Below are 23,525 nucleotides of genomic sequence, written 5' to 3' on the forward strand. Positions count from 1 at the left end.
TTACCGGAGAACAAGCCATGCAATGGTCAGAAGTGGTCGATAACCCTTATTTTCAAAACCTGCCTTTTAAAATTGAGCTAAACCGTTATGGAAAAGTTGAAATGACTCCCGCATCCAATCAACACGGTCGATTACAATTACACATCGGTGCTTTGCTTGAACGCAAGCTCAAAAAAGGCGAAGCCCTAACCGAATGCTCCATTCAAACCACAGAAGGCGTAAAAGTCGCCGATGTCGCCTGGTGTTCCAAAGCGTTCATCAAGCAATACGGCTATGCAACGCCCTACCCCCGCGCACCGGAACTCTGTGTTGAAATTGTCTCGCCGTCCAATTCCAAAGTGGAAATGACCGAAAAGGTACAACTTTATTTGCAAGCGGGGGCTGAGGAAGTCTGGGTGGTTTGGGAAAATGGGTTGGTGGATTATTACGGGAAGATGGGAAAGTTGGAGCAATCAGGTTATGGCATTAGTTTAAAAATACCAAAGTTCTGACTCACCCCCGCTTCCTAATCGCATAAACCGCCGCCGACAACACCAGCAAGCTAGGCATAAACGCAATCAACGGCGGATTTAAGCTGTAAATCAGGCCGATATGGCTGATGGTCATGTCGATGACGTTAAAGCCCATGCCGATGACCACGCCGATCAAAATACGCGTGGCGGCACTGATGCCGCGTTTAACGCCAATCACAAACGGTGCGGACACCAGCAACATGGCAAAAATGACCAATGGCGTGACCACCCTGCCCCAAAACGACATTTCATAAAGTTGCGATTTTTGTTGGTTGTCTTTCAAAAATTCCACATACATCGCCAAATCATACAGCGATAAATTGTCGGGATTGACGACGACGATTTTTAGCAAATCCGGCGCGATGGATGAATTCCAAATCTGTTCTGTCTGTGACTTGGCGTGCATTTGTGTCGTGGATACCGACGATTCCTGAATATCTTGCAGCCGCCATTGCTGCTTGCCCAAATACACTGCTTTTTGGGCATGGATGGAGCGTAGCAAATGCCGCTGGGCATCGGTTTCATAAATGCTGATGTCGGCAAGATCACCATTGTCTTCCAACAGGCGGATATTAATGAATCGTGTGCCTTCACGCAGCCAAATCCCGTACTTCAAGTTACGGAAAAACGGGTTTTGTTGCGCGGTCGCCCGCATCACCTGAGCCTTGCTTTCGGCAATCGGGGCGATAAATTCGCCCACCAGCACCGCCACGGCAATCCAGCAGCAACCCGCAACCAACACCGCCCTGATAATGCCAAACACCGACAAACCCGCCGCCCGCATGGCGACCAGCTCCTGGCTGTTGGCCATGCCGCCCAACGCAAACAGGCTGCCTATCAAGGCCGAGGCGGGCATCAGCTCGTAAAGGATGGTCGGGGACGTAAACGTGACAAAATAACAAACTTCCAGCAAACCATATTCTCCCCTGCCGATGTCGTCCAGCTCATCACTGAAAGTAAACAAATCAAACAAGGTCAGCAGCAAAATGGCGGCAATCGACGAGGCTTTTAAAATATCGCCAACAATGTAACGGGTCAGCACATTCATAGCGTGGCCTTCTGTCTTAACTTGAGATACAACCACCGCCAACCATACAGCCGCGCCAACAACACAGCACCGACAACCAGCAAGAGCAAGTTGATCGCCAATCCACCCAGCCAGCCAGGAATCACTTCTTTAGTCACCCACAATTGGCTCACGCGCAGAAGATTGCCATAGCAAAAATAAATGACAAACCCCGTCAGGATATTGCCAAATGCCCCGCCGCGTGGCGAAATTTGCGCCAAAGGCACACCCAGAAAACTGAGCAACACCAGACCCAGCGGAATAGACCAGCGCCGTTGCAATTCGGCATTGTCTATCGCCGCCGAAGACGACCAAAGTATTTCGGGGGCGACAGTGGTACGGCCAAAAAAAACAGCGGTGTCCGGCTCTTCCACCCTGATTGCATATTCGGTGAATTTTTCGATGACAAAATCCAAATTGCCAGGGACGCCTTGGACACGCTCACCGTGGTAAAAAACCGCATAACGTCCGTCTGGCAAATTACGCAAACGGGCGGAATCGGCAGTGATGATGCTAGGTGTGCCAGCCTGCCGATGTTGCACAAAAACATCGTGCATGACATTGTCATCAGTGATGTCCTCGACATAAAAAACCAGGTCGCTCTGGCTGTATTCGCTAAATTTTCCGGCGGCAATGCCGCGCAAATCGGCGGACTCATCGCCTTCGTGCATGATTTTGGTGGTCATCGCCTCCGCCCACGGCGTGGTGTACAAAGACAAGCCCGCAGCGACCACACTCAAGGGAAACACCAGCAGGAACACGGCGCGGTACAACGTCAACACGCCGCCGCCCGCCGATGCCACGGCGGACATTTCCTGATCGCGGTACATTTTGCCCAAGACCATCAGCACCGCCATAAATAGCGCGGCTGGCAATAAAGAGACACCGATGCTGATGGTTTTTAACGCCAGCAAAGTCATTAAAGTTTCACTGGACACCCGCCCTTGGATTGCCTTATCCAAAACCCGGATAAATTCGCGGCTGACGATGATGACGACGATCACCGACCATACTGACAGCAGGGTTTTCAGCAAATCTTGGGCGATGAGCCTATCCAGTACCGTCAGGGTAAACATCCGGCTGATTTGGGGGACTTTGGGGCAATTGACTAGCAAACAGGACTCCTTAACATAAACAGACAGGCTCAAAAAAATGTGGACTCAGGGCGTCACACTAACTTCGCTTAGCCCACGATGCGGAATTTACGGCTTGAAAGGTATATAATCCCCTTCCGAGCACGGGCTGGCAACGGTTTGCCGTCCCGAAACCCTTTTCTTCCGCAATTAGACGATAACAGTTATGGACTATTCTATAGAAACCTCACCATTAGAAAAACTCGAATGTGATTGCCTGATGGTCGGCGTTTACCAAGACCAACAACTCGCCCCCTCCGCGCAACACCTGGACGGCAGCACCCAAGGCCTGATAAGCAAAATCCTCAACCGTGGCGACATCAGCGGCAAAAATGGCGAAACCGTGTTGTTGAATGGCTTGCCGGACAGCCCTGTACAACGCATCTTGTTGGTTGGTTTGGGCGAAAACAAACCCGTATCCGGTAAACTTTACATCAAAGCCTTGGCGGCGGCGATCAATAGCATCAAAAAACCGTTCATCAAATCCGTCGTCTGCGCGTTGGCGGACTGTGAAGTCGAACAGGCCGATGTGACGTGGAAAACCCGCCAGATCGCCGAAGTGTTCAGCGATGCGGCCTACCAATATACGCACACCAAATCCGACAAAACCACCGAAAGCCAGATCGAAAATATCCGTATCTGTGCATCCGGGCAAGATTTGGCGGCGGCGCAAACCGGCTTGGCGCAAGGCCAGGCAATCGCCGAAGGGGTCAGCTTTGCCAAACATCTGGCGGATTTGCCCGGCAATCTCTGCACACCCACGTTTCTTGCCGAACAAGCCATCGCCCTGGGCGGACAGTTTCCTAAACTGACCACGCATATCCTGGAAGAAGCCGATATGCAAGCCTTGGGCATGGGCTCATTGCTTTCCGTGTCACGCGGCAGCCGTCAACCCGCCAAGCTGATTAGCCTGGATTACCAAGGCGGCGAAAAAAATAGCAAACCGATTGTCTTGGTCGGTAAAGGTTTGACTTTCGATGCCGGCGGCATTTCCCTGAAGCCCAGCTTAGGCATGGACGAAATGAAATACGATATGTGCGGCGGCGCGGCGGTATTAGGCACATTATTGTTTGCCGCAAAATTGAACCTGCCGCTGAACATCATCGGCCTAGTCCCCGCTTCCGAAAACCTGCCCGATGGCGATGCCAACAAACCGGGCGATATTGTCACCAGCATGTCAGGACAAACCATCGAGATTTTAAACACCGATGCCGAAGGCCGTTTGATCTTGTGCGACATGCTGACTTATGCCGAACGTTTCCACCCGGATGTTGTGATTGACCTAGCGACCTTGACAGGTGCGGTTTTGGTCGCTTTGGGACGCATCCCCAGCGGTTTGCTCGGCAATGATGACGGACTCTGTAATGATTTGATCGCCGCCAGCGAAACCGCCAACGATAGCCTGTGGCGTTTGCCCTTGTGGGAAGAATATCAGGAATTGCTCAAATCCAATTTCGCCGACATGGCGAATATTGGCGGCAAAGATGCGGGCACCATCACCGCCGCGTGTTTTTTATCGAAATTCGCCGGGAACTTCCGCTGGGCGCATTTGGATATTGCCGGCACCGCATGGCGCACCGGCCCGGCCAAAGGCGCGACCGGACGGCCCGTGCCGCTGTTAAGCCAATACTTGCTCAACCGCGCCAGCCAATTGGCTTAATAACCCACGCCGATGCCGGACATCAGTTTTTACATTTTGGCTACCGAATCACCACAAGAACGCGATGTGTTCGCCTGTAAACTGGTCGAAAAAGCCTACCGTAACGGCGTGGCCTGTTATGTATTGACTGATGATGGCGGACAAAGCCAGCGGTTTGATAACCTGCTCTGGACATTCAGGGCGGGCAGCTTTGTCCCGCACCAGATTTATGACGGGCAAACACCTGAATTTACCAATGTCACGCTGATAGGCCATCAATCCGCCCCAGAAGGCTGGCAGGACATATTGCTGAACTTGTCCACGCATTGCCCGGAAAATTTTCAGAATATAGGCCGGATTCTGGAAATCCTCGACAACAATAAAGCGGACAAAGCGGCGGGGCGGCAACGTTACCGGCAGTACCGACAAGCGGGCATAGACATCGCCACGCATAAGCTCTGAACACAAAGAAAAGAACATCAACATGGACAAAACTTACTCGCCACACGCAATCGAACAACGCTGGTACCAAACTTGGGAAGAAAAGGGTTATTTTATCGCCAGGGATGGTGTGTATGCCGCAAACTCGCCGGGAGCGGGTGCGGCAATCGCCAGGGATGGTGTGTATGCCGCAAACCCGCCGGGAGCGGGTGCGGCAATCGCCAGGGATGGTGTGACTACCGGAAATCCGCCTAGAGCGGATTCGGCAGAAGCGAATGCCGAAGCTCAAGAATCTTATTGCATCATGATCCCGCCGCCCAACGTCACCGGCAGCCTACACATGGGCCACGCTTTCCAGGACACCATCATGGACGCGCTGACCCGTTACCACCGCATGAAAGGCCACAGCACCTTGTGGCAAGCTGGCACTGACCATGCCGGTATCGCCACGCAAATGGTGGTCGAACGTTTATGCAACGCCGAAGGCAAGACCCGCCACGATTACGGGCGCGAGGCGTTCATCAACAAAGTCTGGCAATGGAAAGAAGAGTCCGGCGGCACGATTACCCGCCAGTTGCGGCGTATGGGCGCGTCCTTGGATTGGTCACGCGAGCGTTTCACGATGGATGAGGGCATGTCCGACGCCGTGCAGGAAGTATTCATCCGCTTGTATGAAGAAGGCTTGATTTATCGCGGCAAACGTTTGGTGAACTGGGACCCGGTCTTGCACACCGCCGTGTCGGATTTGGAAGTGCTGTCCGAAGAAGAAGCAGGGTTTATGTGGCATATCCGCTATCCGCTGTCGAACGGGCAAGGCTTTATGATAGTCGCCACTACGCGGCCTGAAACTTTGCTAGGTGATGCCGCCGTCGCAATCCATCCCGAAGACGAGCGTTACAAACACTTGCTGGGCGAGTTTTTGGAATTGCCGCTGACAGGCCGCCGCATCCCGATTATCGCCGACGACTATGTTGACCCTGAATTTGGCACCGGTTGCGTGAAAATCACCCCCGCCCATGATTTCAACGACTATGAAGTCTGGACGCGCCACCGCCACACCTCGGTGCTGATGGACGCGCCACACGGCGGTTTGTTCAACATCCTGACGGTTGATGCCAGCATTATTGCTGATGAGTTGATTCCAGCAGCGTATCAAGGTTTAGACCGTTTCGCGGCGCGTAAACAAATCGTCGCCGATTTGGAAGCGCAAGGTTTGCTGGAAAAAATCGCCGACCATAAATTGATGGTGCCACGCGGCGACCGCACCAATGCCGTCATCGAACCGCTGTTGACTGACCAATGGTATGTCAAAATCGCACCGCTCGCAGAACCGGCGATTGCGGCGGTGGAAAATGGCGACATTAAATTCGTGCCGGACAACTGGAAAAATACTTATTTTGAATGGATGCGCAATATCCAGGATTGGTGCATTTCACGGCAAATTTGGTGGGGACACCGGATTCCGGCCTGGTATGACGGGTTGGGCAATGTTTATGTCGGCGAGTCTGAACAAGCCATCCGCGAAAAACATGGGCTGGCGGCAGATTATGCGTTGAAACAAGACGAAGATGTGTTGGACACTTGGTTTTCATCGGCGTTATGGCCTTTCTCGACTTTAGGCTGGCCTGAACAAACGCCGGAACTGGCGAAATTTTACCCAACCAGCGTCTTGGTCACGGGCTTTGACATCATTTTCTTCTGGGTTGCCAGAATGATTATGATGGGCCTGAAATTCCAGGGCCAAGTGCCGTTTAAGGAAGTGTACATCCACGGCTTGGTGCGCGATGCCGAAGGCCAGAAAATGTCCAAATCCAAAGGCAACGTCCTGGACCCTATCGACATTATCGACGGTATCGGTTTGGAAGCCTTGGTCGCCAAACGCACGGCGGGCATGATGCAGCCGCATTTGATGAAGAAAATCGAACAGGCCACGCGCAAAGATTTTCCTGATGGCATTAGTTCTTACGGCACCGATGCCTTGCGTTTCACCTTTGCTTCGCTGGCTTCCACAGGCCGCGACATCCGTTTTGATTTACAACGCACCGAAGGCTACCGCAATTTTTGTAACAAGCTATGGAACGCGGCACGATATGTGTTGATGAACACCGAAGGGCAAGATTGTGGCTTGGGCGATGCACCTAGCGAATTTACCCAAGTTGACCGCTGGATTATTTCCCGTTTGAACCAAACTATCGAGGCCACTACCCACGCCATCGACCAATATCGTTTCGATTTGGCGGCCCAAGCGATTTACGAATTTACGTGGAACGAATATTGTGACTGGTATCTGGAATTGGCGAAAGTGTCCCTGCAATCGGAAGATGTCGCTTTGCAACGCGGTACACGCCTTACCTTGCTGACGGTTTTAGAAACCGTATTAAGGCTAGCACATCCGATCATGCCATTCATCACCGAAGAAATCTGGCAACGGGTCGCGCCGTTGTTGGGAATTATCGCCAGGGATGGTGTGTATGCCGCAAGCCCGTCGGGAACGGGCGCGGCAATCGCCAGGGATGGTGTGACTGCCGAAAATCCGCCGGGAGCGGATTCAGCATGTGGCGATACTGTCATGTTACAAGCCTATCCTATCGCCGACGCCGAAAAAATCGACACCGCCGCCGTTGCCGAAACCGATTGGCTGATGGCGGTCATTTTAGGTGTAAGAAGAATCCGCGGCGAAATGAATATCGCACCAGGCAAGCCGTTACCGGTTTTATTGCAAAACGGTTCAGCAGCAGACCGGCGTTTTGTTAGCAATAATATGATTTATCTGCAAAAACTGGGTAGACTGGAAACTGTGGTTTGGTTAGGTGCCGATGAATCCGCACCTGAATCAGCAATCGCACTGGTCGGGGACATGGCTATTTTGATTCCGATTGCAGGATTGATTGATAAGGAAGCCGAATTGGCACGTTTGGACAAGGAAATTCAGAGGATCAAGAATGACTTGCCACGCGTCGAGGGCAAGCTGAACAATCCCGCTTTTGTCGACAAAGCACCTGAAGACGTTATCAACAAGGAAAAAGCCAAACTTGCCGAAATGCAGGCTATGCTGAATAATCTTGGGCAACAACAAGTTAAAATCCGGGCATTGTAAATATCGCCCGATTGACGTACAGGCAAAACCAGCGTTTTCTTAAACTTGCCTGGTCAAGGTAGACAAATGCCTTATTTGCTCTATATTTTCTTAATGATGAAATTAAACCTATTACAATCCCATAAGATATTGCACAGTATCCTCTCAGGCTGTAAGCAAGGACTTTTGGGATTGTCATCTCCATCCAATGAGCGGCATGTGTTTCATAAGTGCTTGCCGAAACCATTTTAGCGAAAAAATCCATTTTTAAAGCAAGCACTTATGAAACAATTAATAATAATCGATGGCTACTGAACCGAGCAATCTTCAATTAAGAGGTCTTGCCAAGGTATTAATCCAGTCAGGGGTTTTAACCGAAGCCGAGGCTAGGGGACACATCCAAGAGGCGAAACAAAACAAGGTTTCCCTAGTGGGCCATTTGGTTGCCAATAAGTTTATTGATAGCAAAACCATTGCATCAAAGGCGTCTGATGAATTTGGCCTGCCTTGGTTGGATCTGGATGCGATTGACTGCCGTAGCCTCCCTATCGCGCTAGTAAACGAAAAATTGATCCGCAAGCATCATGTATTGCCGTTGTTCCAACGCGACAAGACTTTGTTTATTGCGATGTCCGATCCTACCAACCATCAGGGTGTTGAAGACATTAAATTTCAAACCATGATGCGCCCGGAAATTATCCTGGTTGAAGAAAACAAACTAACTATTGCCATTGAAACGGCTTTGGAAGTTGCCGACACAACCATGATGGATATGCTGGATGCAGATTTGGAAAATCTGGATATAGCCGATGACGGTGCGGTAGTTGTTGATGCCGACGCGGCAGCTGAAGAAGCCCCCATCGTCAAGTTTGTCAACAAAATATTGCTGGACGCCGTTAAAAAAGGTGCCTCGGATATCCATCTGGAACCTTATGAAAAAAACTTCCGCATCCGTTTCCGCCAAGACGGTATGCTTTATCAGGTGGCCAGTCCACCAGCCAACATATCCACCCGTATCATATCGCGGATTAAAGTCATGTCGAGGATGGATATTGCTGAACGTCGGGTCCCCCAGGACGGACGTATCAAAATGTTGCTGTCGAAAACCCGGGCGATTGATTTTCGGGTCAATACTTGTCCTACATTGTTCGGCGAAAAAGTGGTTTTGCGTATCCTTGACCCAACCGCCGCCCAAATGGGTATCGAAAAGCTAGGGTTTGAACCTGAACAACAAGAGCTGTTTCTACATGCCATACACAAACCGTATGGGTTGGTGCTGGTGACAGGGCCTACGGGTAGCGGTAAAACCGTTTCGCTATACACGGGCCTGAATATCCTTAACAGCATAGACCGCAATATCTCCACCGCCGAAGATCCGGTTGAAATCACGGTCGAAGGCATCAACCAAGTCAATGTCAACGTCAAAACCGGCTTGACCTTTGCCAACGCCTTGCGGGCCTTTCTACGGCAAGACCCAGACATCATCATGGTCGGTGAGATCCGTGACCTGGAAACTGCCGATATTGCCGTTAAGGCCGCACAAACAGGCCATTTGGTATTGTCAACGCTACATACCAACGATGCCCCGCAAACCCTCAACCGCTTGATGCAAATGGGGGTCGCGCCATTCAACATCGTCTCGGCAGTCAATTTGATCATGGCGCAACGTTTGGCCCGTCGTTTGTGTGAACGTTGCAAGGCTCCGGTCAAATTTCCTGAACACCTCTTGCTGGATGCCGGTTTTACCCAAGAAGAATTAAACGACCTGCATATTTTTGGTCCGGTCGGCTGCGAAAACTGCACGAATGGCTATAAAGGCCGCGTCGGTATATACCAGGTAATGACCCTAAGCGAAAAAATGTGTGGACTGATACTCGAAGGCGGCAATTCCCTGCAACTGACCCAATTGGCAAAATCTGAAGGCATTAACGACTTACGGGCTTCAGGATTAAATAAAGTACGCATGGGCATCACTAGCCTAGAAGAAATTGATCGTGTAACCAAGGAATAATCATGGCAGAAAAAACTGAACAGATTGACTACCTCTGGCAAGGAGTAGATAAAGCGAGGAACAAAACCAAAGGCGAAATTTCTGCAATCAGCGAAATTGTCGCCAAAGCCGAATTAAGGCGGCAAGGTTTTCGTGTCACCAACATCAAGAAAAAAGGCAAACCACTGTTTTCCTCCCGTCCCAAACCTATTACCGCCGGTGACATCGCCATTTTTGCCCGGCAATTGGCGACGATGATGGCGGCGGGTTTACCCTTGGTGCAGGCCATTGATATTGTCGGTAAAGGCCATGAAAACGCCAGTATGCAGAAACTGCTGATGAGCATCAAGGGCGACATTGAGAGCGGCGACACACTGGCTGAAGCGCTGAAAAGAAACCCCGTCTATTTCGATGAATTGTTCTGCAACTTGGTCGAAGCCGGGGAACATGCCGGGGTGTTGGAAACGTTGCTGGACAAGGTCGCCACTTACAAAGAAAAATCCGAATCGATGAAGAAGAAAATCAAGAAGGCCTTGACTTACCCTATTGCGGTTTTAGTCGTTGCCTTCCTGGTGACCGCGATTTTGCTTCTGTTTGTGGTGCCCGTTTTTGAAGACCTGTTCAAAAGCTTTGGGGCTGATTTGCCCTCATTTACGCGCATGGTCATCAGTATGTCGCAATGGTTGCAAGAATGGTGGTACATAATCGTTGGCATCCTGGTCGGTGCTTATTATGTTTTTGATTTTTTTAAAAAACGTTCAAAACCCTTCAATCATTTTCTGGACAGGATGTTGTTGCAGATACCTGTGGTGGGTCTGATCATCAACAAATCGGCAATTGCCCGCTTTGCAAGGACATTATCAACGATGTCAGCCGCCGGTGTGCCTCTGGTCGAAGCCTTGGAATCGGTGGCCGGAGCCTGTGGCAACATCATTTATGGCGAAGCCGTGTTAAAAATGCGCGAAGACGTGGCGAACGGCCAACGTTTGCAATTCGCGATGAGCCAAGTTGGCATGTGGCCGCACATGGTGCAACAAATGGTCGCCATTGGTGAAGAATCCGGCTCCATGGATGCGATGCTGTCTAAAGTGGCGGATTTTTATGAGGAAGAAGTCGATAACTTGGTTGACAACCTAAGCAGCCTTATGGAACCCATCATCATGGTCATCTTGGGCATCTTGGTCGGTGGCTTGATTGTCGCGATGTACCTGCCCATTTTCAAACTGGGTGCGGCAGTCGGCGGCTAACCACAGATTAACACTTTAAAAAACTCATTAAAGATGGAATTACTGGATATTCTCCTAAGCTCCCCCTTACTCTGCGCGGCATTGGCTGGCATTGTCGGTTTGTTGGTCGGCAGCTTCCTAAATGTGGTCATTTACCGATTGCCCGTGATGATGCAACGCAACTGGCGCAAAGAATGCCTTGAATACCTGGGGCTGCCCGCCGAAACGCCATCGGAAGCTTTCAATCTGGTCTTGCCTTTATCACGTTGCCCGTCCTGTGCAACGCCGATCAAGCCCCACCAGAATATCCCGGTGGTCAGTTACCTCGCTTTACAAGGTAAATGTGCGGCTTGCAGCGACCCCATCTCAGTGCGCTACCCTCTGATAGAAGCATTGACCGCCATCCTGTCCGTCATAGTCGCGTGGTATTTCGGCTATAGCTCGCAAACCCCGTTTGCCCTCCTCCTCACCTGGTCTTTGGTCGCGCTAAGCTTTATTGATATTGACCATCATCTGTTACCTGACTCAATTATCTTGCCCATGCTGTGGCTGGGGTTATTGCTGAATGTTTTTGATGTGTTCACCGACAGCCATGCCAGTATTATCGGGGCGGCGGCGGGTTATCTGGCATTGTGGTCGGTTTACCACCTGTTCAAACTTGCCACAGGCAAAGAAGGCATGGGCTTTGGTGATTTTAAATTATTGGCATTGTTCGGTGCATGGCTAGGCTGGCAAGTTTTGCCACTGATCATATTACTGTCCTCATTGGTTGGCACCATCATCAGCTTTAGCATCATCATCGTCGCTAAACGCGACCATACCATCCCCATCCCTTTCGGGCCTTATTTAGCCGTAGCAGGTTGGATAGCCTTGATCTGGGGGGCGGACATCAACAGGCTGTACCTAAATTCCATCGGTTTATAAGCGATGTTAAAAGTCGGACTCACCGGCGGCATAGGTTGCGGCAAAACCACGGTCGCCTTGTTGTTTGCCCAGCAAGGCGTACCTATCATTGACGCAGATGCCATAGCCCATGCCCTAGTGCAACAAGGCCAACCGGCATTGGCAGAAATACGGGACACCTGGGGCAAGGAAATACTCACGAAAGATGGATCATTGGATAGGGCCAGGCTCCGCGACCTCATTTTTACTTGCCCAAAAGAGAAACATAAACTTGAATCCATCCTGCATCCATTAGTTTTTCGGGACATACAAATGGCTGCGGGGAAAGTTACTGCTGATTACTGCGTCATCAGCATCCCCTTGCTATTTGAAACCGGCATGGCTTCCTTGGTCGACCGCGTACTCGTCATCGATTGCCCAACAGACACACAAATAAGGCGGGTCAAACACCGTGACCACTTGTCCAGCGAACAGATACAGGCGATTATTGACACCCAGGTAACGCGTGACTTTAGGGCCACCCACGCAGACGATTTGATCGAGAACACAGAAACCAACGACAAGCTTGCAGAACAGGTCAAAAAACTGCACAATTTATACCTTTCAATCAGCCACTGTCAGGATTAACTTGTCTGTGAACAACACCATTACCTATGAATTTCCTCTCAACGAACGTATCCGCGTATTCATTAGGTTAGAACAGCTCTTTCAACAATTCAGCCATTTTTCGGCGGGCTGCACCGTCCCTGACAAACGCGCCGCGATCAGTGCATTGCTCGACATTATGTCCATTTTCAGGCGCAACGACCTTAAATCAGAAATTTTAAAAGAACTTGACCGCAACGCCAAAACCCTAGGAAAAATAGCTAACAACCAACAGGTTGACTCGAAAATACTCGACAGAATCTTGGCTGAACTGACACAAATCAGCAAAAATCTTTATGCCGTCAACGGAAAAATAGGCATGAATGTCATGGAAAGCGACTTGTTCCAAAGCATCACCCAACGTAGTTCAATTCCAGGCGGCACTTGTTCTTTTGACTTGCCTGAGTATCATCACTGGCTGGAACAGGATGACGCCTTGTCCAAAAAAGACTTGGAATTATGGAGCGGCCCGTTCAATGACATCCGCACCGCTATCGAACTGATCCTTAATTTGATCCGCACCAGCAACTCCCCCACCCAGGAACTTGCCGTCGCCGGTTTCTTCCAGTTTACCCCTGACCGCAACCAAACCTTCCAGTTGCTCAAAGTCAGCCTGGATAAATCCCTGCCCTGCTTCGCCGAAATCAGTGGCGGCAAACACCGTTGCACCATCCGCTTTATGGTTCCGCCTGACGATGACAAACGCCCGGCCCAAAGCCCTGACAACATCCCTTTTGAACTGACCTGCTGTTTGTTCTGATGTCAGCCACCAGCAAACCGCTCACCGTGCAATGCCCGACTTGCAAAGCCCAAGTTGCCTGGTTACCTGAGCAACTGTTCAGGCCGTTTTGTTCTGAACGCTGTAAATTGATAGATTTGGGGGAATGGGCTATGGAAGAAAAAAGGATTCCTGGCGAACCCTTGATAACAGACGAAGAAGACAGTGGCGACCCGACTCTGTGGCATTCTTAAAACGCATTCTTAGGCGAGAAAAGCCCTGATCGACGCAATGCCTTGCGCCCCCGCCCCACGCGCCGTCTTGAGCAAGGGCAAGGCCATTCCGCCCAAGGCGTAAACAGGAATATTGACCTCCGCCACCCAATCCGCAAACTGCGCCCATCCTAGTGCAGCGGCATTAGGATGGGTCGGGGTCGGCAATACGGGGGCGAGGACGGCAAAATCAACGCCTATCCTTTCTGCGTGTTGCAATTGCTCAAAATTATGGCACGACGCCGCCAGCCAACGTCTATTTTCAGGGCGTTTGTCCAAGGCCAGCAAATCACGGCTGGTCAAATGGATGCCATGAAAAGCCGGATGCCCTGAGTGTGCCAACGCGGAATTTCCCAATAAACACGCATCGTGTTGCCGGCACAAAAGATAAGCCTGCTTGAGAAATTTTTCGACAACTTTTTCGACATCGTGGATAGGTAAGTTTTTCAAGCGGATTTGAATCAGCTTGACACCGTTGGCAAGAATTTTTTGTAGATTGCCCAATAACTGCGCTTCATCGTCAACTTCCAGAATCGCGTAAAAAGGTGGCAACCGGACGGCGGCAATAATAGGCCGGTTTGCCGCCGGAAACGCGTAATCCATCAACGCATCCACTGCCACCCATTGCAAGGGCTGGCCTTCATTGCCCTGTGCCACACCAGAAAAGTCCGCCACTTCAAACACCAGCAACTGCACCGCCAAATCCGGGTATTGGTGCTTGATGGTGATTAACGGGCTAGCTGAATTGACTGTGATAGCCAATTCTTCTTGCAACTCCCGGACTAAGGCTTGCTCCGCCGTTTCGCCCGCTTCAAGCTTGCCGCCAGGGAATTCCCATAAACCGCCTTGATGTAAAGACTCATCGCGCAAGGCGATCAAAACCTGGCCCGCCGCGTTTTTGATAACCCCCACGGCAACTTGCAAGTGATTTTTATCCATGCACATTCCTTACTTACTTATCTACCTACCCCATCATGTCCGATATTCGGCGTTAATTTTGACGTAGTCGTAAGAAAAATCACAGGTCAACACTTCTTGCGCAGACTTTCCACGACCCAATTTGACAGTGATGATGATTTCTTCCCTGTCCATCACGGCTTGCCCCGCTTCCTCGGTGTAATCCAAGGCACGGCCACCGTTGTTGACGATGCAGACCTCGCCCAGATAAATCTGCACATCTTCCAACACCATGTTTTCGACACCGGCACGCCCCACCGCCGCGAGTATCCGCCCCCAATTCGGGTCGCTGGCAAAAAACGCGGTTTTCACCAGCGGCGAATGGGCGATGGTTTTGGCAACCCGCACCGCTTCTTCCTCGCTAGCCGCCTCGCTGACGACTATGCGCATCAACTTGGTCGCACCTTCGCCATCCCGTATGATCAATTCCGCCAAGTGCTTGCAAACCGCCATCACAGCATCGGAAAATGCTTGATAATGCTGGGTTCCGGCAATAATTTCCGGCGCAGTCGAACAGCCGCTCGCCATCAACACACAAGCGTCATTGGTGGAAGTGTCGCCATCCACCGTGATGCGGTTAAACGAGAGTTCCACCGCCGCCGCCAGGCACTCTTGCAACAGTGTTTGGCTGATACACGCATCGGTTGCGATGAAAGCCAGCAGGGTCGCCATATTTGGATGGATCATCCCGGCACCTTTGGCGATGCCGTTGATGGTCACGGCATGTCCGTCCAGCATCAGCACTTTGCTGACGCCTTTAGGGAAGGTGTCGGTGGTCATAATCGCCCGCGCCGCCTTATCCCAATGGCTCTCGGACAAATCCGCCGCCGTGGCGGGCAACGCCGCAGTGATTTTCGCCATCGGCAAGGGCTGCCCGATCACGCCTGTAGAAAACGGCAGGACTTGGTTTTGTTTACCGCCGACGAGGTTGGCCAGGCCCGCGCAAGTATCCAGGGCATCTTGCATACCCTGTGCGCCAGTCCCGGCATTGGCATTGCCGGAATTGACCAGCAACCAGCGTGGCGATTGCGGCAAATGGGCTTTGGCAACCACTACGGGGGCGGCGCAAAAGGCGTTTTGCGTGAACACGGCGGCGCAGCTTGCCTGTGCCGGCATCGCGACCAGCAACAGATCGTCTTTAACGGTTTGTTTGATACCGGCACACGCCGTGCCTAAAGTAATGCCCGCAACTGCCGGCATGGCGGGAAATTCGCCTGGATTGACTGCCATAATCATCCTCGTTTGTTAGTGGAAAGCTTTAGCACCCAAAGCTACATTTTGAAAAACACCACGACATTATCCAGTTGCTGGATGTCGGCTTGCAATAACTGGCATTGTTTTTTTATTTTCGCCAACTGCTCAGGCGGCTCACTGAAGGCCATCGGCAACATGATTTCCACTTCCGTTTTGCCGTCCAGATAATGCAGGCGAAATTCGGCGGCACCGGCTTTGATTTCCGTGAGATAGCGGTCGATCAAACCCTGCACTACCGTGCGGGACAAAGGTTGCCTGCAACCGTCAAACTCCTGGTCATCTTCAGGATCGACATGCACCAGCACATCCAGCACATCATCGAAACGGGCGATCAACGCATCCCTGACCGCATCACCGATACAATGGCCTTCGGATACCGTGATGCGCGGATCGACAACGATATGCGCGTCAATATAAGCATCTTCGCCCATACGCCGGGTACGCAACAAATGGATGCCCTGGACGCCGTCTATGGTCAGGATGACAGCGCGGATTTCATCGACCAGCGGCAAAGGCAATGCGGTGTCAACCAACTCTTTGATACTATCCAGCACCAAGCCTGCACCCATTTTGGCGACCATTAAGGCCACCACCACCGCACCTAAGGCGTCTGCAAACGGATAACCCAGCAACACACCAATGATACCGCATAGCACCACCAGCGACGACAGCGCGTCGCTACGCTGATGCCACGCATTCGCCAACAATAATTTTGACCGGGTGGCCTTGGCGATACGCTTGGTGTAGTGATAAAGCCATTCGTTCAGCAAAATCGACAAGGCGGCTATGCCTAAAATATTCGCATCGGGGACTGGCAACGTTTCCGGTGTCGCCAAGCGTTCCAGGACATGCCAGACAATACCCGCACCAATACCAATCAAACTGGCACCCAAGATCACCGTGGCAATCGTTTCAAAACGGCGGTGACCGTAGGGATGGTCGCCATCGGCTTCGCGGCTGCCAAACCTAACCGCGATAATCACCAGAAAATCGCTGAGCAAATCCGACAACGAATGGATGCCATCGGCAATCAACGCCGCCGATTGCCCCAAAATGCCAAACGTCAGCTTAATCGCCGTTTGCAAAATATTGACCGCCGCACCGACATAACTGGCACGGGCTTTCAGTTTGGCCATTTTTGCCATATCCAGTAGTTCCGCCATTAGCCACCTACCTCCAGCACAATCGTATATTCATGCCCGCCTGACATCGTTTCCAGCACCTTATGCCCGTTGATGCGGCACCAGGCAGGGATGTCCTGCATGATGCCAGGATCAGTGCCCACCACTTCCAGCACATCGCCCGCTTGTAATTGTTTAACCCTATCCTGGGTGCGGATGACGGGCAAAGGACAGAGCAGGCGGCGGGTATTTAAGGTGTATTGGGGCATTGTGGTTTTGTTGTTTTGTTGTTTTGTTGTTTACTTATTTGGCTGGGCGATTCAATATCTCCATTATACCTTGCGGATATAATGTAATACTGGCTACCCTTTAAATATACCAACTTTTAAATATACCAACTTTTAGCGCGTAGGCAGGGATGAGGTAAGGAATCCCAGCACTTTCCAACATCTATTTGTTGGGATTACGCTATCGCTACATCCCGGCCTACATGCTAAAGCGAATCCGCTTTACAGTGTTTTGCACAAAAAAAGGGTGGCGAATCGCCACCCTTTTGCCGACAGATGCCTAAAATCAGGCGGCGCGGCGGGTGAAGCGGAGAGCCGCCAAGCCAATGCCGAATAGCGACAGCGATACCGGTTCGGGGACGAGGGTAAAGTTGTTATGGGAATCTTGATACGCCGCATTTGCGGCAATGCCAAAGGTATCCAGCACTTCTATGTAGTTTCTCGCGTCAAAGTATTGATACCCTGTATTGCTGCCATCCGTGCTGGTGAGGGTCAAGAAGGGGCTGCCAGCGGATAAGTCAAACAGATCCTTAGTAGCGGTCAACCCAGTACCTGAACCCACCTTCACCGTATCGAACAATACGTTTGTCATCAGGATTTGGTGTGCTGTCATACTGTAGCGGATATCGCCTCCACCGGCATAAGTGCCACCAGCTAGCCCAGAATAGCTAAACCCGACATCATAGTAATCCTGCCCGTTGAGTTCGAGCTCTTGTAGGGTAACCATCGTATTAGCTGCATCGAAAGAACCGCCGTTCGAAATGTAGTCGAATGTTATGTCACCGTCGGTGGTGGTTATCGCCCCCGCAGTACTCCAATCATTAACGCTACCTGTCCACAAAAATGTACCCGCCAACGTGGAACTGCTGGTTATCAGCCCCACCGCTATTATCATTGCATTAACAGCACTTTTTAGTTTCATTGTGTATGTCCTCATAAATTGATTGATTTTTTGGGTCGGGTTTGTAGGGATACTCGTTGCCAAATAAAGGCAAGCTAATAAAGCAAAATTAATGCCATAAAACAAAATAAAATAAATTCAATTGGTTATGAATTTTCTGTTTTTTTAAGCGGAAAATATGTAAAAATTCCAGACATAAATTAAGGTTATTTTAAATAGCGTATAGGCTAGGATTACGCTATCGTTGCATCCCTGCTTATTTGGTTGGGCGATTCAATTTCCTCATTATACCTTGCGGATATAATGTAATACTGGCTACCCTTAAATATACCAACTTTTAGGAATCTCCGCCTTGGGCAATGGCGTGACGGTGACGATCCGCTCCAAACCCGCCTTATCGGTAATGGCGACAGCCACTTGCCCCGCTTCACGCCCTTGTCCAAAACGGGCGGTGATGCGTGCGGCTAGATACAAATCTTCTGCCGAGGCTTCGCCGTCCAGCAACACTAAAGGCCCGTTGTGGCTGACAGATAGCAGGCTGATGTAGTCATTTGTGTAGCCTTGCAAAAACCGCCCTTCGCCTTCGTCACGGGCCACGATCAATTTAAAATTCGCGGCGGGGCGGATATGGCGGCCGACTTTTAACAGCATGACATCGTCGAGTTCGTAATCTTTTGTACCTTGGGCTTGCCATAAATCGACCAGTTTGGCGGTGTAAAACTTATCCACCAAAAAGCAGCAACCGCCCGCAGGTTGGGAGTAATCATCTATGCCGAACTGCCCTGCCATCGCCATTTGAGGTTTGCGCGAGCGTCCGGTGATGTCGTGCAATTTTTCCCTGTCCACCCAACCTTCGCGCTCCGCCAAGGTTTCCGGCAAGTTTTTCGCGCACAAAGGCCGCAATAGCAAATCATCGGCACCGGATTGTTTGGCGATAATCGGCATGGTGTTTTTGCGTTGCGACATGGGGCGTTGCCCTATCACTTCGCCGGTGATGATAAAATCGAAATTATTTTCCACCAACCATTGTTTGGCGCGGTTGACCATGAATATTTTGCAGTCCAGGCAAGGGTTTAGATGTGCGCCGTAGCCGTGTTTAGGATTGATCAGCACCTTTTTGTATTCTTCGATGACATCGACTATATGCAGTTTGATGCCCAGTTGCTCGGCAACCCACAGGGCGTTGTTGCGCTTGGGCTTGGCTTTGTCCTTGTCGCGGATGGCGTGGGTGTGGCCTTCGACGCAAAATCCCGTGTAAAAATTGATGCCTTCGACATGGATGCCCTGCTCCATGACGGTTTTGGCGGCGAGCATGGAATCCAGTCCACCGGAAATGAGCGCCACTGCTTTTCTTTGCTGATTCATGTTCCTTTGTGGTTTTTGTAGTTGTTTGAAGTTATTGGATAAATCGGGGCATTATACGCGGATATTTTATATTCTGGCGTCCTCTTCCCAATTTGCTAAACTTAACCCTGTTATCAACCTCCCCCTAACGAGCTTATGGAATTTAAAGATTATTTGACTATTCTTGTCCGTCATGACGGTTCCGACCTTTATCTGACCGTAGATGCACCGCCTGCCGCCAAATTTCAGGGGATGCTTAAGCCCTTGGAAAACATCAAACTTTCAAACGAACAACTCAAGGAAATTGCTTTCAGCTTGATGGATGACGACCAGAAAAAAGCTTTTGAAGCGATACCGGAAATGAATTTGGCGATTTCCGAACCGGGCATAGGGCGTTTTCGGGTGAATATTTTTAAGCAACGCAATAATTTCGCGCTGGTCATCCGCAACATCAAAGTGGAAATCCCTAATGCCGACAAATTGGGTTTGCCGGCAATACTGAAACAAGTGATCATGGAAAAACGGGGCCTGATTTTGTTCGTCGGCGGCACGGGTTCGGGAAAATCAACGTCCCTGGCGGCATTGATAGACCATCGCAACACCCATTCGTCCGGTCATATCATCACCATTGAAGATCCCATCGAATACATCCATCCGCACAAAAAATCCCTGGTCAACCAGCGTGAAGTCGGCGTTGACACGATGAGTTATGAAGACGCGCTGAAAAACACCTTGCGGCAAGCCCCCGATGTGATCCTGATCGGCGAAATCCGTAGCCGTGAAACGATGGAACACGCGCTGGCTTTTGCCGAAACCGGACATTTGTGTTTGTCCACGCTCCATGCGAACAACTCCAACCAAGCCCTGGACCGCATCCTCAATTTCTTCCCAGAAGAACGCCATAGCCAGTTATTACTGGATTTGTCACTGAATTTGAAAGCGTTTATTTCTCAGCGGCTGGTGCCGACCATCGAGGGCAAGCGTGTCGCGGCGATTGAAATCCTGTTGACTTCGCAATTGGTGCGGGATTTGATTTTGAAAGGGGAAATCCAAAACATCAAGGAAGCGATGGAAAAATCGGAAAATATTGGTATGCAAACCTTTGATAGCCATCTGCTGCGCTTGTATAAAGACGGCATTATTTCGCTGGAAGATGCTTTGCAAAACTCGGACTCACCGAACAACCTGAAACTGAAAATCAGTTTGAGCGAAGGTTTGGGTTCCAAGTCTCCAGTTGCAGTAGGGAGTTCAGCTAGAGCATTGTCGCTTCAAGACATCCATAAAGAAGAACACGGTGACGAACACGAGTAGCCGCTGATTTTGAAAACAATCGGTTTAGGCAACTCGCAAAAATAAACCGCCACAGATTCGCAATACGACTGATTAATCCACTAAAAGAATTGTCCACGAAAATCACGAAAGGCACGAAAAAACATTCAAAAGCATCGTGTTGTGGTGTTTTTCGTGCTTTTCGTGTCGCCTCGGCACACCGCTACGCTGCTCCTGCATTGCTCTACCTCCTGCATCCGTGCAGTCGTAATGCGCCTACTGTTGGCTTTCGTGGACGATGTTTTTTCTTGTTCCAGGGAGATTATTTATTGCGGGTTGCCTTAGGCCAACAAACTAAACAACCGCTGCCAATCAAAGGTGTCTCCCGGATCAGTTTTGCGTCCGGGTGCAATATCGCTATGACCGGTGATACGCTGGGGCGACAACCCTGGATAATGGGCCAGCAAAACCCGGATCACCGCCGCCAGTTGCTGGTATTGGTCATCGGTATAAGCCGCCTGCCCGCATCCTTCCAGCTCGATTCCGATAGAAAAATCATTGCAGCGTTCGCGCCCCTGATAATGGGATAGGCCCGCATGCCAGGCGCGTTGGTCAAAAGGCACATATTGCACACAATTGCCATCGCGTTTGATCAACAAATGCGCGGAGACTTTAAGTTGGTAAATTTCTTTAAAATAGGGGTGGTCATCTGGATTGAGCTGATTGGCAAACAACTGATCGATATAATCATTGCCAAACTCCCCGGGCGGTAAGCTGATACAGTGGATGACCAGCAATGAAATGTCTTTTGGATCAATGCGTTGGTCACAATTGGGTGTTGGTTTGCGGATGGCGTCGCTTAACCAGTGTTGGTCTATCTTCATCAGGTTTACAACAAGAAATGGAAAAACGCCTATTATTAATCGTTTCATAAGTGCTTGCACAAAAGATGTGAAAATCCTCACTCAAATCATTTCGGCAAGAATAAATTGGACAATTAATACTAGACATTGCACTGATGGCGTACAGTTTTTGGTGGTGCTTGACTACAAAGCGATTCCATTGCATTTTAGAGTACAAACCTAGTACTCAGTCAATGTTGAATTGTCGGGTTGACGTAGGCCGGAATAAAGCCGCCCGTGCGAAGCGCAAGGTGGGTGTTTCCGGCAATAGGAAAGGATGTTTGCCGGAAACACCTGTTCTTGCTATCGCCCGAACGGTCTTATTTATGCCCTGCGGGTATTCCGGCCTACGCAAATACCCATCTAACTAAATGACGGGGCACTAGGTTTGTACTCCGCAACCGTATAATTACAACTACTCAGTTTTTGACACACCACTTTCAAATGGGCACATAAATGAATCCGACGCTGGAAATCTTTTCACAAGGTGAAGAAATTGTCACCGGACAAACGGTGGACACCAATGCCGCCTGGCTGTCACAACAGGCGATAAACCTGGGTTTTACAGTCACCCGGCATACTGCGGTCGGCGACAAGCTGGATGATTTGGTGGCTTTGTTACGGGAAATAGCGGGGCGGGCGGACTGCTGTATTTGCACGGGCGGCTTGGGCCCCACGCTGGATGATTTGACCACCGAAGCCGTTGCCCAGGCTTTTGCATTACCGCTGGTTTTCGATGCCACGGCTTTTGCCCAAATCCAACAGTTTTTCAGCCATCGTAACCGGCCCATGCCGGAATCCAACCGCAAACAGGCCATGTTGCCACAAGGCGCATTGCGGCTGGATAACGAATGGGGTACGGCACCAGGCTTTGCGGTGCAGCAAGGCCGGTGCTGGCTGGTTTTTTTGCCGGGCGTACCATCAGAAATGCGGCCCATTTTTCTGGACAAAATCCTGCCGGAATTGCCGCAGCGTTTTTCTTTGTATCCCAGCCAGTTAATCACCATCAAAACGTTTGGCATAGGCGAGTCGGATATTCAGCAGCGCATGAATGGGTGTGACATTCCGGCTTCGGTGCAACTGGGGTTTCGTGCCAGCCTCAATGATGTCCAAACTAAGCTATTGTTTCCCCACGCTTATCCAGAACCGGCACGGACTGCCTTGGTGGCTGATGTGGCCCGTTTATTAGATGACTATGTTTACGCGCTTGAAGGGCAACATGAAGAGTCCACAGATTTGCCGGGGGTTGTCAACCAATTGATGGACCAGGGCAAACATACCTTAGCCATCATAGAAACCGCCAGCCAAGGCTTGTTGGCTAGCTTATGTATCGGCGTAGATTGGCTGCTGGAATCACGTTACGAACAATCGCTAGAACGGCTTACACAAAAAATGAGTATCGTGATGGATGCTGAAAATCTATCGGATTCGGATGTCGCCAAACAATTGGCCCTTGAGCTACAAAAACATAACCAGTCAGAATTCGCCCTGGTGCAAGTTTATACAGGCGGAAGAGATGCTTTGGCCGACAAGAACCAAGCCGTTACGGTATACAGCGTCCTGCTGGCGGATAAAACGTTTCATGACTCGGCCCACACCGTCGCCGGAAGCATCAAACGCAAACAAAACCAGGCGGCGTTATTGGCGTTGGATTTGTTAAGACGTTTCTTGCAATTTGGGCAGTACAGCAAGTTATCTACATAATTTTGCATGCCACAAAATAACTAAACTTTCTAAAGGAATAATACCAATCCCAACAAGTTTTCATATTTAAAGCATAGGATTATACTTGAGCTTTAAAGTAAAGACTAAAGAAAGGAGGCCGCCATCTCACGCCCAAAACAATTCCCCTTATCGCTCCAGGCACAT

The 23,525-nt window shown here is 50.4% G+C and carries 21 protein-coding genes; 12 read left to right on the plus strand and 9 right to left on the minus strand.

Features of this window, described 5'->3' with window-relative positions:
* The first annotated feature begins 17 nt into the window (after nucleotides 1–17).
* On the plus strand, nucleotides 18–491 hold the full coding sequence (locus PHH59_RS08785) for a Uma2 family endonuclease (RefSeq protein WP_300014333.1): 474 nt from the start codon (nucleotides 18–20) through the stop codon (nucleotides 489–491).
* 1 nt (nucleotide 492) lies between these two features.
* Here PHH59_RS08785 and lptG read toward each other — a convergent pair whose 3' ends face one another.
* Both lptG and lptF read right to left on the minus strand, forming a co-directional pair.
* On the minus strand, nucleotides 493–1,560 hold the full coding sequence (lptG, locus tag PHH59_RS08790; RefSeq protein WP_300014336.1) for an LPS export ABC transporter permease LptG: 1,068 nt from the start codon (nucleotides 1,558–1,560) through the stop codon (nucleotides 493–495).
* Nucleotides 1,557–2,693 carry an LPS export ABC transporter permease LptF gene (gene lptF / locus PHH59_RS08795; RefSeq protein ID WP_300014338.1) on the minus strand — a complete coding sequence of 379 codons (1,137 nt, stop codon included), beginning with the start codon at nucleotides 2,691–2,693 and terminating at the stop codon, nucleotides 1,557–1,559. Before lptF ends, lptG begins: the two co-directional genes overlap by 4 nt.
* Nucleotides 2,694–2,877: 184 nt before the next feature.
* On the opposite strand from lptF, the gene PHH59_RS08800 reads away from it, so the two are divergent.
* The 9 genes from PHH59_RS08800 (at nucleotide 2,878) to yacG (ending at nucleotide 13,603) form a co-directional block, all read left to right on the plus strand.
* Nucleotides 2,878–4,371: a leucyl aminopeptidase gene (locus PHH59_RS08800; RefSeq protein WP_300014341.1), complete on the plus strand. Its 1,494-nt coding sequence runs from the start codon at nucleotides 2,878–2,880 to the stop codon at nucleotides 4,369–4,371.
* A gap of 12 nt (nucleotides 4,372–4,383) precedes the next feature.
* Nucleotides 4,384–4,812 carry a DNA polymerase III subunit chi gene (locus PHH59_RS08805; RefSeq protein WP_300014344.1) on the plus strand — a complete coding sequence of 143 codons (429 nt, stop codon included), beginning with the start codon at nucleotides 4,384–4,386 and terminating at the stop codon, nucleotides 4,810–4,812.
* Between the two features lie 22 nt (nucleotides 4,813–4,834).
* On the plus strand, nucleotides 4,835–7,888 hold the full coding sequence (locus PHH59_RS08810) for a valine--tRNA ligase (protein ID WP_300014347.1): 3,054 nt from the start codon (nucleotides 4,835–4,837) through the stop codon (nucleotides 7,886–7,888).
* A 283-nt stretch (nucleotides 7,889–8,171) separates the two neighbouring features.
* Nucleotides 8,172–9,878, plus strand: coding sequence for a type IV-A pilus assembly ATPase PilB (pilB, locus tag PHH59_RS08815; RefSeq protein WP_300014350.1), 1,707 nt, complete (start codon nucleotides 8,172–8,174; stop codon nucleotides 9,876–9,878).
* 2 nt (nucleotides 9,879–9,880) lie between these two features.
* On the plus strand, nucleotides 9,881–11,104 hold the full coding sequence (locus PHH59_RS08820) for a type II secretion system F family protein (RefSeq protein ID WP_300014353.1): 1,224 nt from the start codon (nucleotides 9,881–9,883) through the stop codon (nucleotides 11,102–11,104).
* A gap of 33 nt (nucleotides 11,105–11,137) precedes the next feature.
* Nucleotides 11,138–12,007, plus strand: coding sequence for an A24 family peptidase (locus PHH59_RS08825; protein WP_300014356.1), 870 nt, complete (start codon nucleotides 11,138–11,140; stop codon nucleotides 12,005–12,007).
* 3 nt (nucleotides 12,008–12,010) lie between these two features.
* Nucleotides 12,011–12,613, plus strand: a complete 603-nt coding sequence (gene coaE, locus PHH59_RS08830; protein WP_300014359.1) for a dephospho-CoA kinase — start codon at nucleotides 12,011–12,013, stop codon at nucleotides 12,611–12,613.
* A 7-nt stretch (nucleotides 12,614–12,620) separates the two neighbouring features.
* On the plus strand, nucleotides 12,621–13,391 hold the full coding sequence (gene zapD / locus PHH59_RS08835; RefSeq protein WP_300014362.1) for a cell division protein ZapD: 771 nt from the start codon (nucleotides 12,621–12,623) through the stop codon (nucleotides 13,389–13,391).
* Nucleotides 13,391–13,603 carry a DNA gyrase inhibitor YacG gene (gene yacG / locus PHH59_RS08840; RefSeq protein WP_300014365.1) on the plus strand — a complete coding sequence of 71 codons (213 nt, stop codon included), beginning with the start codon at nucleotides 13,391–13,393 and terminating at the stop codon, nucleotides 13,601–13,603. The genes zapD and yacG overlap by 1 nt, the downstream gene beginning before the upstream one ends.
* 9 nt (nucleotides 13,604–13,612) lie before the next feature.
* Here yacG and PHH59_RS08845 read toward each other — a convergent pair whose 3' ends face one another.
* The 6 genes from PHH59_RS08845 to PHH59_RS08870 all read right to left on the minus strand — a co-directional run bounded on the left by PHH59_RS08845 (nucleotide 13,613) and on the right by PHH59_RS08870 (nucleotide 19,506).
* Nucleotides 13,613–14,560 carry a Nudix family hydrolase gene (locus PHH59_RS08845; protein ID WP_300014368.1) on the minus strand — a complete coding sequence of 316 codons (948 nt, stop codon included), beginning with the start codon at nucleotides 14,558–14,560 and terminating at the stop codon, nucleotides 13,613–13,615.
* Nucleotides 14,561–14,593: 33 nt separating this feature from the next.
* Entirely contained in the window at nucleotides 14,594–15,808 is a 1,215-nt protein-coding gene (gene argJ / locus PHH59_RS08850; RefSeq protein WP_300014372.1) for a bifunctional glutamate N-acetyltransferase/amino-acid acetyltransferase ArgJ, read from the minus strand.
* 41 nt (nucleotides 15,809–15,849) lie between these two features.
* A complete protein-coding gene (locus tag PHH59_RS08855) occupies nucleotides 15,850–16,995 on the minus strand; it encodes a cation diffusion facilitator family transporter (protein WP_300014375.1) in 1,146 nt (381 codons plus the stop codon).
* The gene (locus tag PHH59_RS08860) at nucleotides 16,995–17,222 is read right to left on the minus strand and encodes a sulfurtransferase TusA family protein (protein WP_300014378.1); all 228 of its coding nucleotides are present in this window, start codon (nucleotides 17,220–17,222) and stop codon (nucleotides 16,995–16,997) included. Before PHH59_RS08860 ends, PHH59_RS08855 begins: the two co-directional genes overlap by 1 nt.
* A 304-nt stretch (nucleotides 17,223–17,526) precedes the next feature.
* Nucleotides 17,527–18,177: a PEP-CTERM sorting domain-containing protein gene (locus PHH59_RS08865; protein ID WP_300014381.1), complete on the minus strand. Its 651-nt coding sequence runs from the start codon at nucleotides 18,175–18,177 to the stop codon at nucleotides 17,527–17,529.
* Between the two features lie 285 nt (nucleotides 18,178–18,462).
* Nucleotides 18,463–19,506, minus strand: coding sequence for a tRNA (5-methylaminomethyl-2-thiouridylate)-methyltransferase (locus PHH59_RS08870; protein WP_300014384.1), 1,044 nt, complete (start codon nucleotides 19,504–19,506; stop codon nucleotides 18,463–18,465).
* A gap of 135 nt (nucleotides 19,507–19,641) precedes the next feature.
* On the opposite strand from PHH59_RS08870, the gene PHH59_RS08875 reads away from it, so the two are divergent.
* Nucleotides 19,642–20,796: a PilT/PilU family type 4a pilus ATPase gene (locus PHH59_RS08875; protein ID WP_300014387.1), complete on the plus strand. Its 1,155-nt coding sequence runs from the start codon at nucleotides 19,642–19,644 to the stop codon at nucleotides 20,794–20,796.
* A 299-nt stretch (nucleotides 20,797–21,095) separates the two neighbouring features.
* Here PHH59_RS08875 and ampD read toward each other — a convergent pair whose 3' ends face one another.
* Entirely contained in the window at nucleotides 21,096–21,638 is a 543-nt protein-coding gene (gene ampD / locus PHH59_RS08880) for a 1,6-anhydro-N-acetylmuramyl-L-alanine amidase AmpD (protein ID WP_300014399.1), read from the minus strand.
* 474 nt (nucleotides 21,639–22,112) lie between these two features.
* On the opposite strand from ampD, the gene PHH59_RS08885 reads away from it, so the two are divergent.
* Nucleotides 22,113–23,360 carry a competence/damage-inducible protein A gene (locus PHH59_RS08885; RefSeq protein WP_300014390.1) on the plus strand — a complete coding sequence of 416 codons (1,248 nt, stop codon included), beginning with the start codon at nucleotides 22,113–22,115 and terminating at the stop codon, nucleotides 23,358–23,360.
* Nucleotides 23,361–23,525: the final 165 nt, after the last annotated feature.

Origin of the sequence: Methylovulum sp. (genome assembly GCF_028687615.1) — a bacterium.
Lineage (GTDB): Bacteria > Pseudomonadota > Gammaproteobacteria > Methylococcales > Methylomonadaceae > Methylovulum.

Bases quoted from the DNA above. Each gene is read 5' to 3' on its own strand.
- ampD (WP_300014399.1), bottom strand. From the start codon at position 21,638: ATGAAGATAGACCAACACTGGTTAAGCGACGCCATCCGCAAACCAACA.
- PHH59_RS08820 (WP_300014353.1), top strand. From the start codon at position 9,881: ATGGCAGAAAAAACTGAACAGATTGACTACCTCTGGCAAGGAGTAGAT.
- PHH59_RS08855 (WP_300014375.1), bottom strand. From the start codon at position 16,995: ATGGCGGAACTACTGGATATGGCAAAAATGGCCAAACTGAAAGCCCGT.
- PHH59_RS08845 (WP_300014368.1), bottom strand. From the start codon at position 14,560: ATGGATAAAAATCACTTGCAAGTTGCCGTGGGGGTTATCAAAAACGCG.
- pilB (WP_300014350.1), top strand. From the start codon at position 8,172: ATGGCTACTGAACCGAGCAATCTTCAATTAAGAGGTCTTGCCAAGGTA.
- PHH59_RS08825 (WP_300014356.1), top strand. From the start codon at position 11,138: ATGGAATTACTGGATATTCTCCTAAGCTCCCCCTTACTCTGCGCGGCA.
- argJ (WP_300014372.1), bottom strand. From the start codon at position 15,808: ATGGCAGTCAATCCAGGCGAATTTCCCGCCATGCCGGCAGTTGCGGGC.
- PHH59_RS08810 (WP_300014347.1), top strand. From the start codon at position 4,835: ATGGACAAAACTTACTCGCCACACGCAATCGAACAACGCTGGTACCAA.
- PHH59_RS08805 (WP_300014344.1), top strand. From the start codon at position 4,384: ATGCCGGACATCAGTTTTTACATTTTGGCTACCGAATCACCACAAGAA.
- PHH59_RS08865 (WP_300014381.1), bottom strand. From the start codon at position 18,177: ATGAGGACATACACAATGAAACTAAAAAGTGCTGTTAATGCAATGATA.
- PHH59_RS08800 (WP_300014341.1), top strand. From the start codon at position 2,878: ATGGACTATTCTATAGAAACCTCACCATTAGAAAAACTCGAATGTGAT.
- PHH59_RS08885 (WP_300014390.1), top strand. From the start codon at position 22,113: ATGAATCCGACGCTGGAAATCTTTTCACAAGGTGAAGAAATTGTCACC.
- lptG (WP_300014336.1), bottom strand. From the start codon at position 1,560: ATGAATGTGCTGACCCGTTACATTGTTGGCGATATTTTAAAAGCCTCG.
- PHH59_RS08860 (WP_300014378.1), bottom strand. From the start codon at position 17,222: ATGCCCCAATACACCTTAAATACCCGCCGCCTGCTCTGTCCTTTGCCC.
- PHH59_RS08870 (WP_300014384.1), bottom strand. From the start codon at position 19,506: ATGAATCAGCAAAGAAAAGCAGTGGCGCTCATTTCCGGTGGACTGGAT.
- coaE (WP_300014359.1), top strand. From the start codon at position 12,011: ATGTTAAAAGTCGGACTCACCGGCGGCATAGGTTGCGGCAAAACCACG.
- yacG (WP_300014365.1), top strand. From the start codon at position 13,391: ATGTCAGCCACCAGCAAACCGCTCACCGTGCAATGCCCGACTTGCAAA.
- PHH59_RS08875 (WP_300014387.1), top strand. From the start codon at position 19,642: ATGGAATTTAAAGATTATTTGACTATTCTTGTCCGTCATGACGGTTCC.
- PHH59_RS08785 (WP_300014333.1), top strand. From the start codon at position 18: ATGCAATGGTCAGAAGTGGTCGATAACCCTTATTTTCAAAACCTGCCT.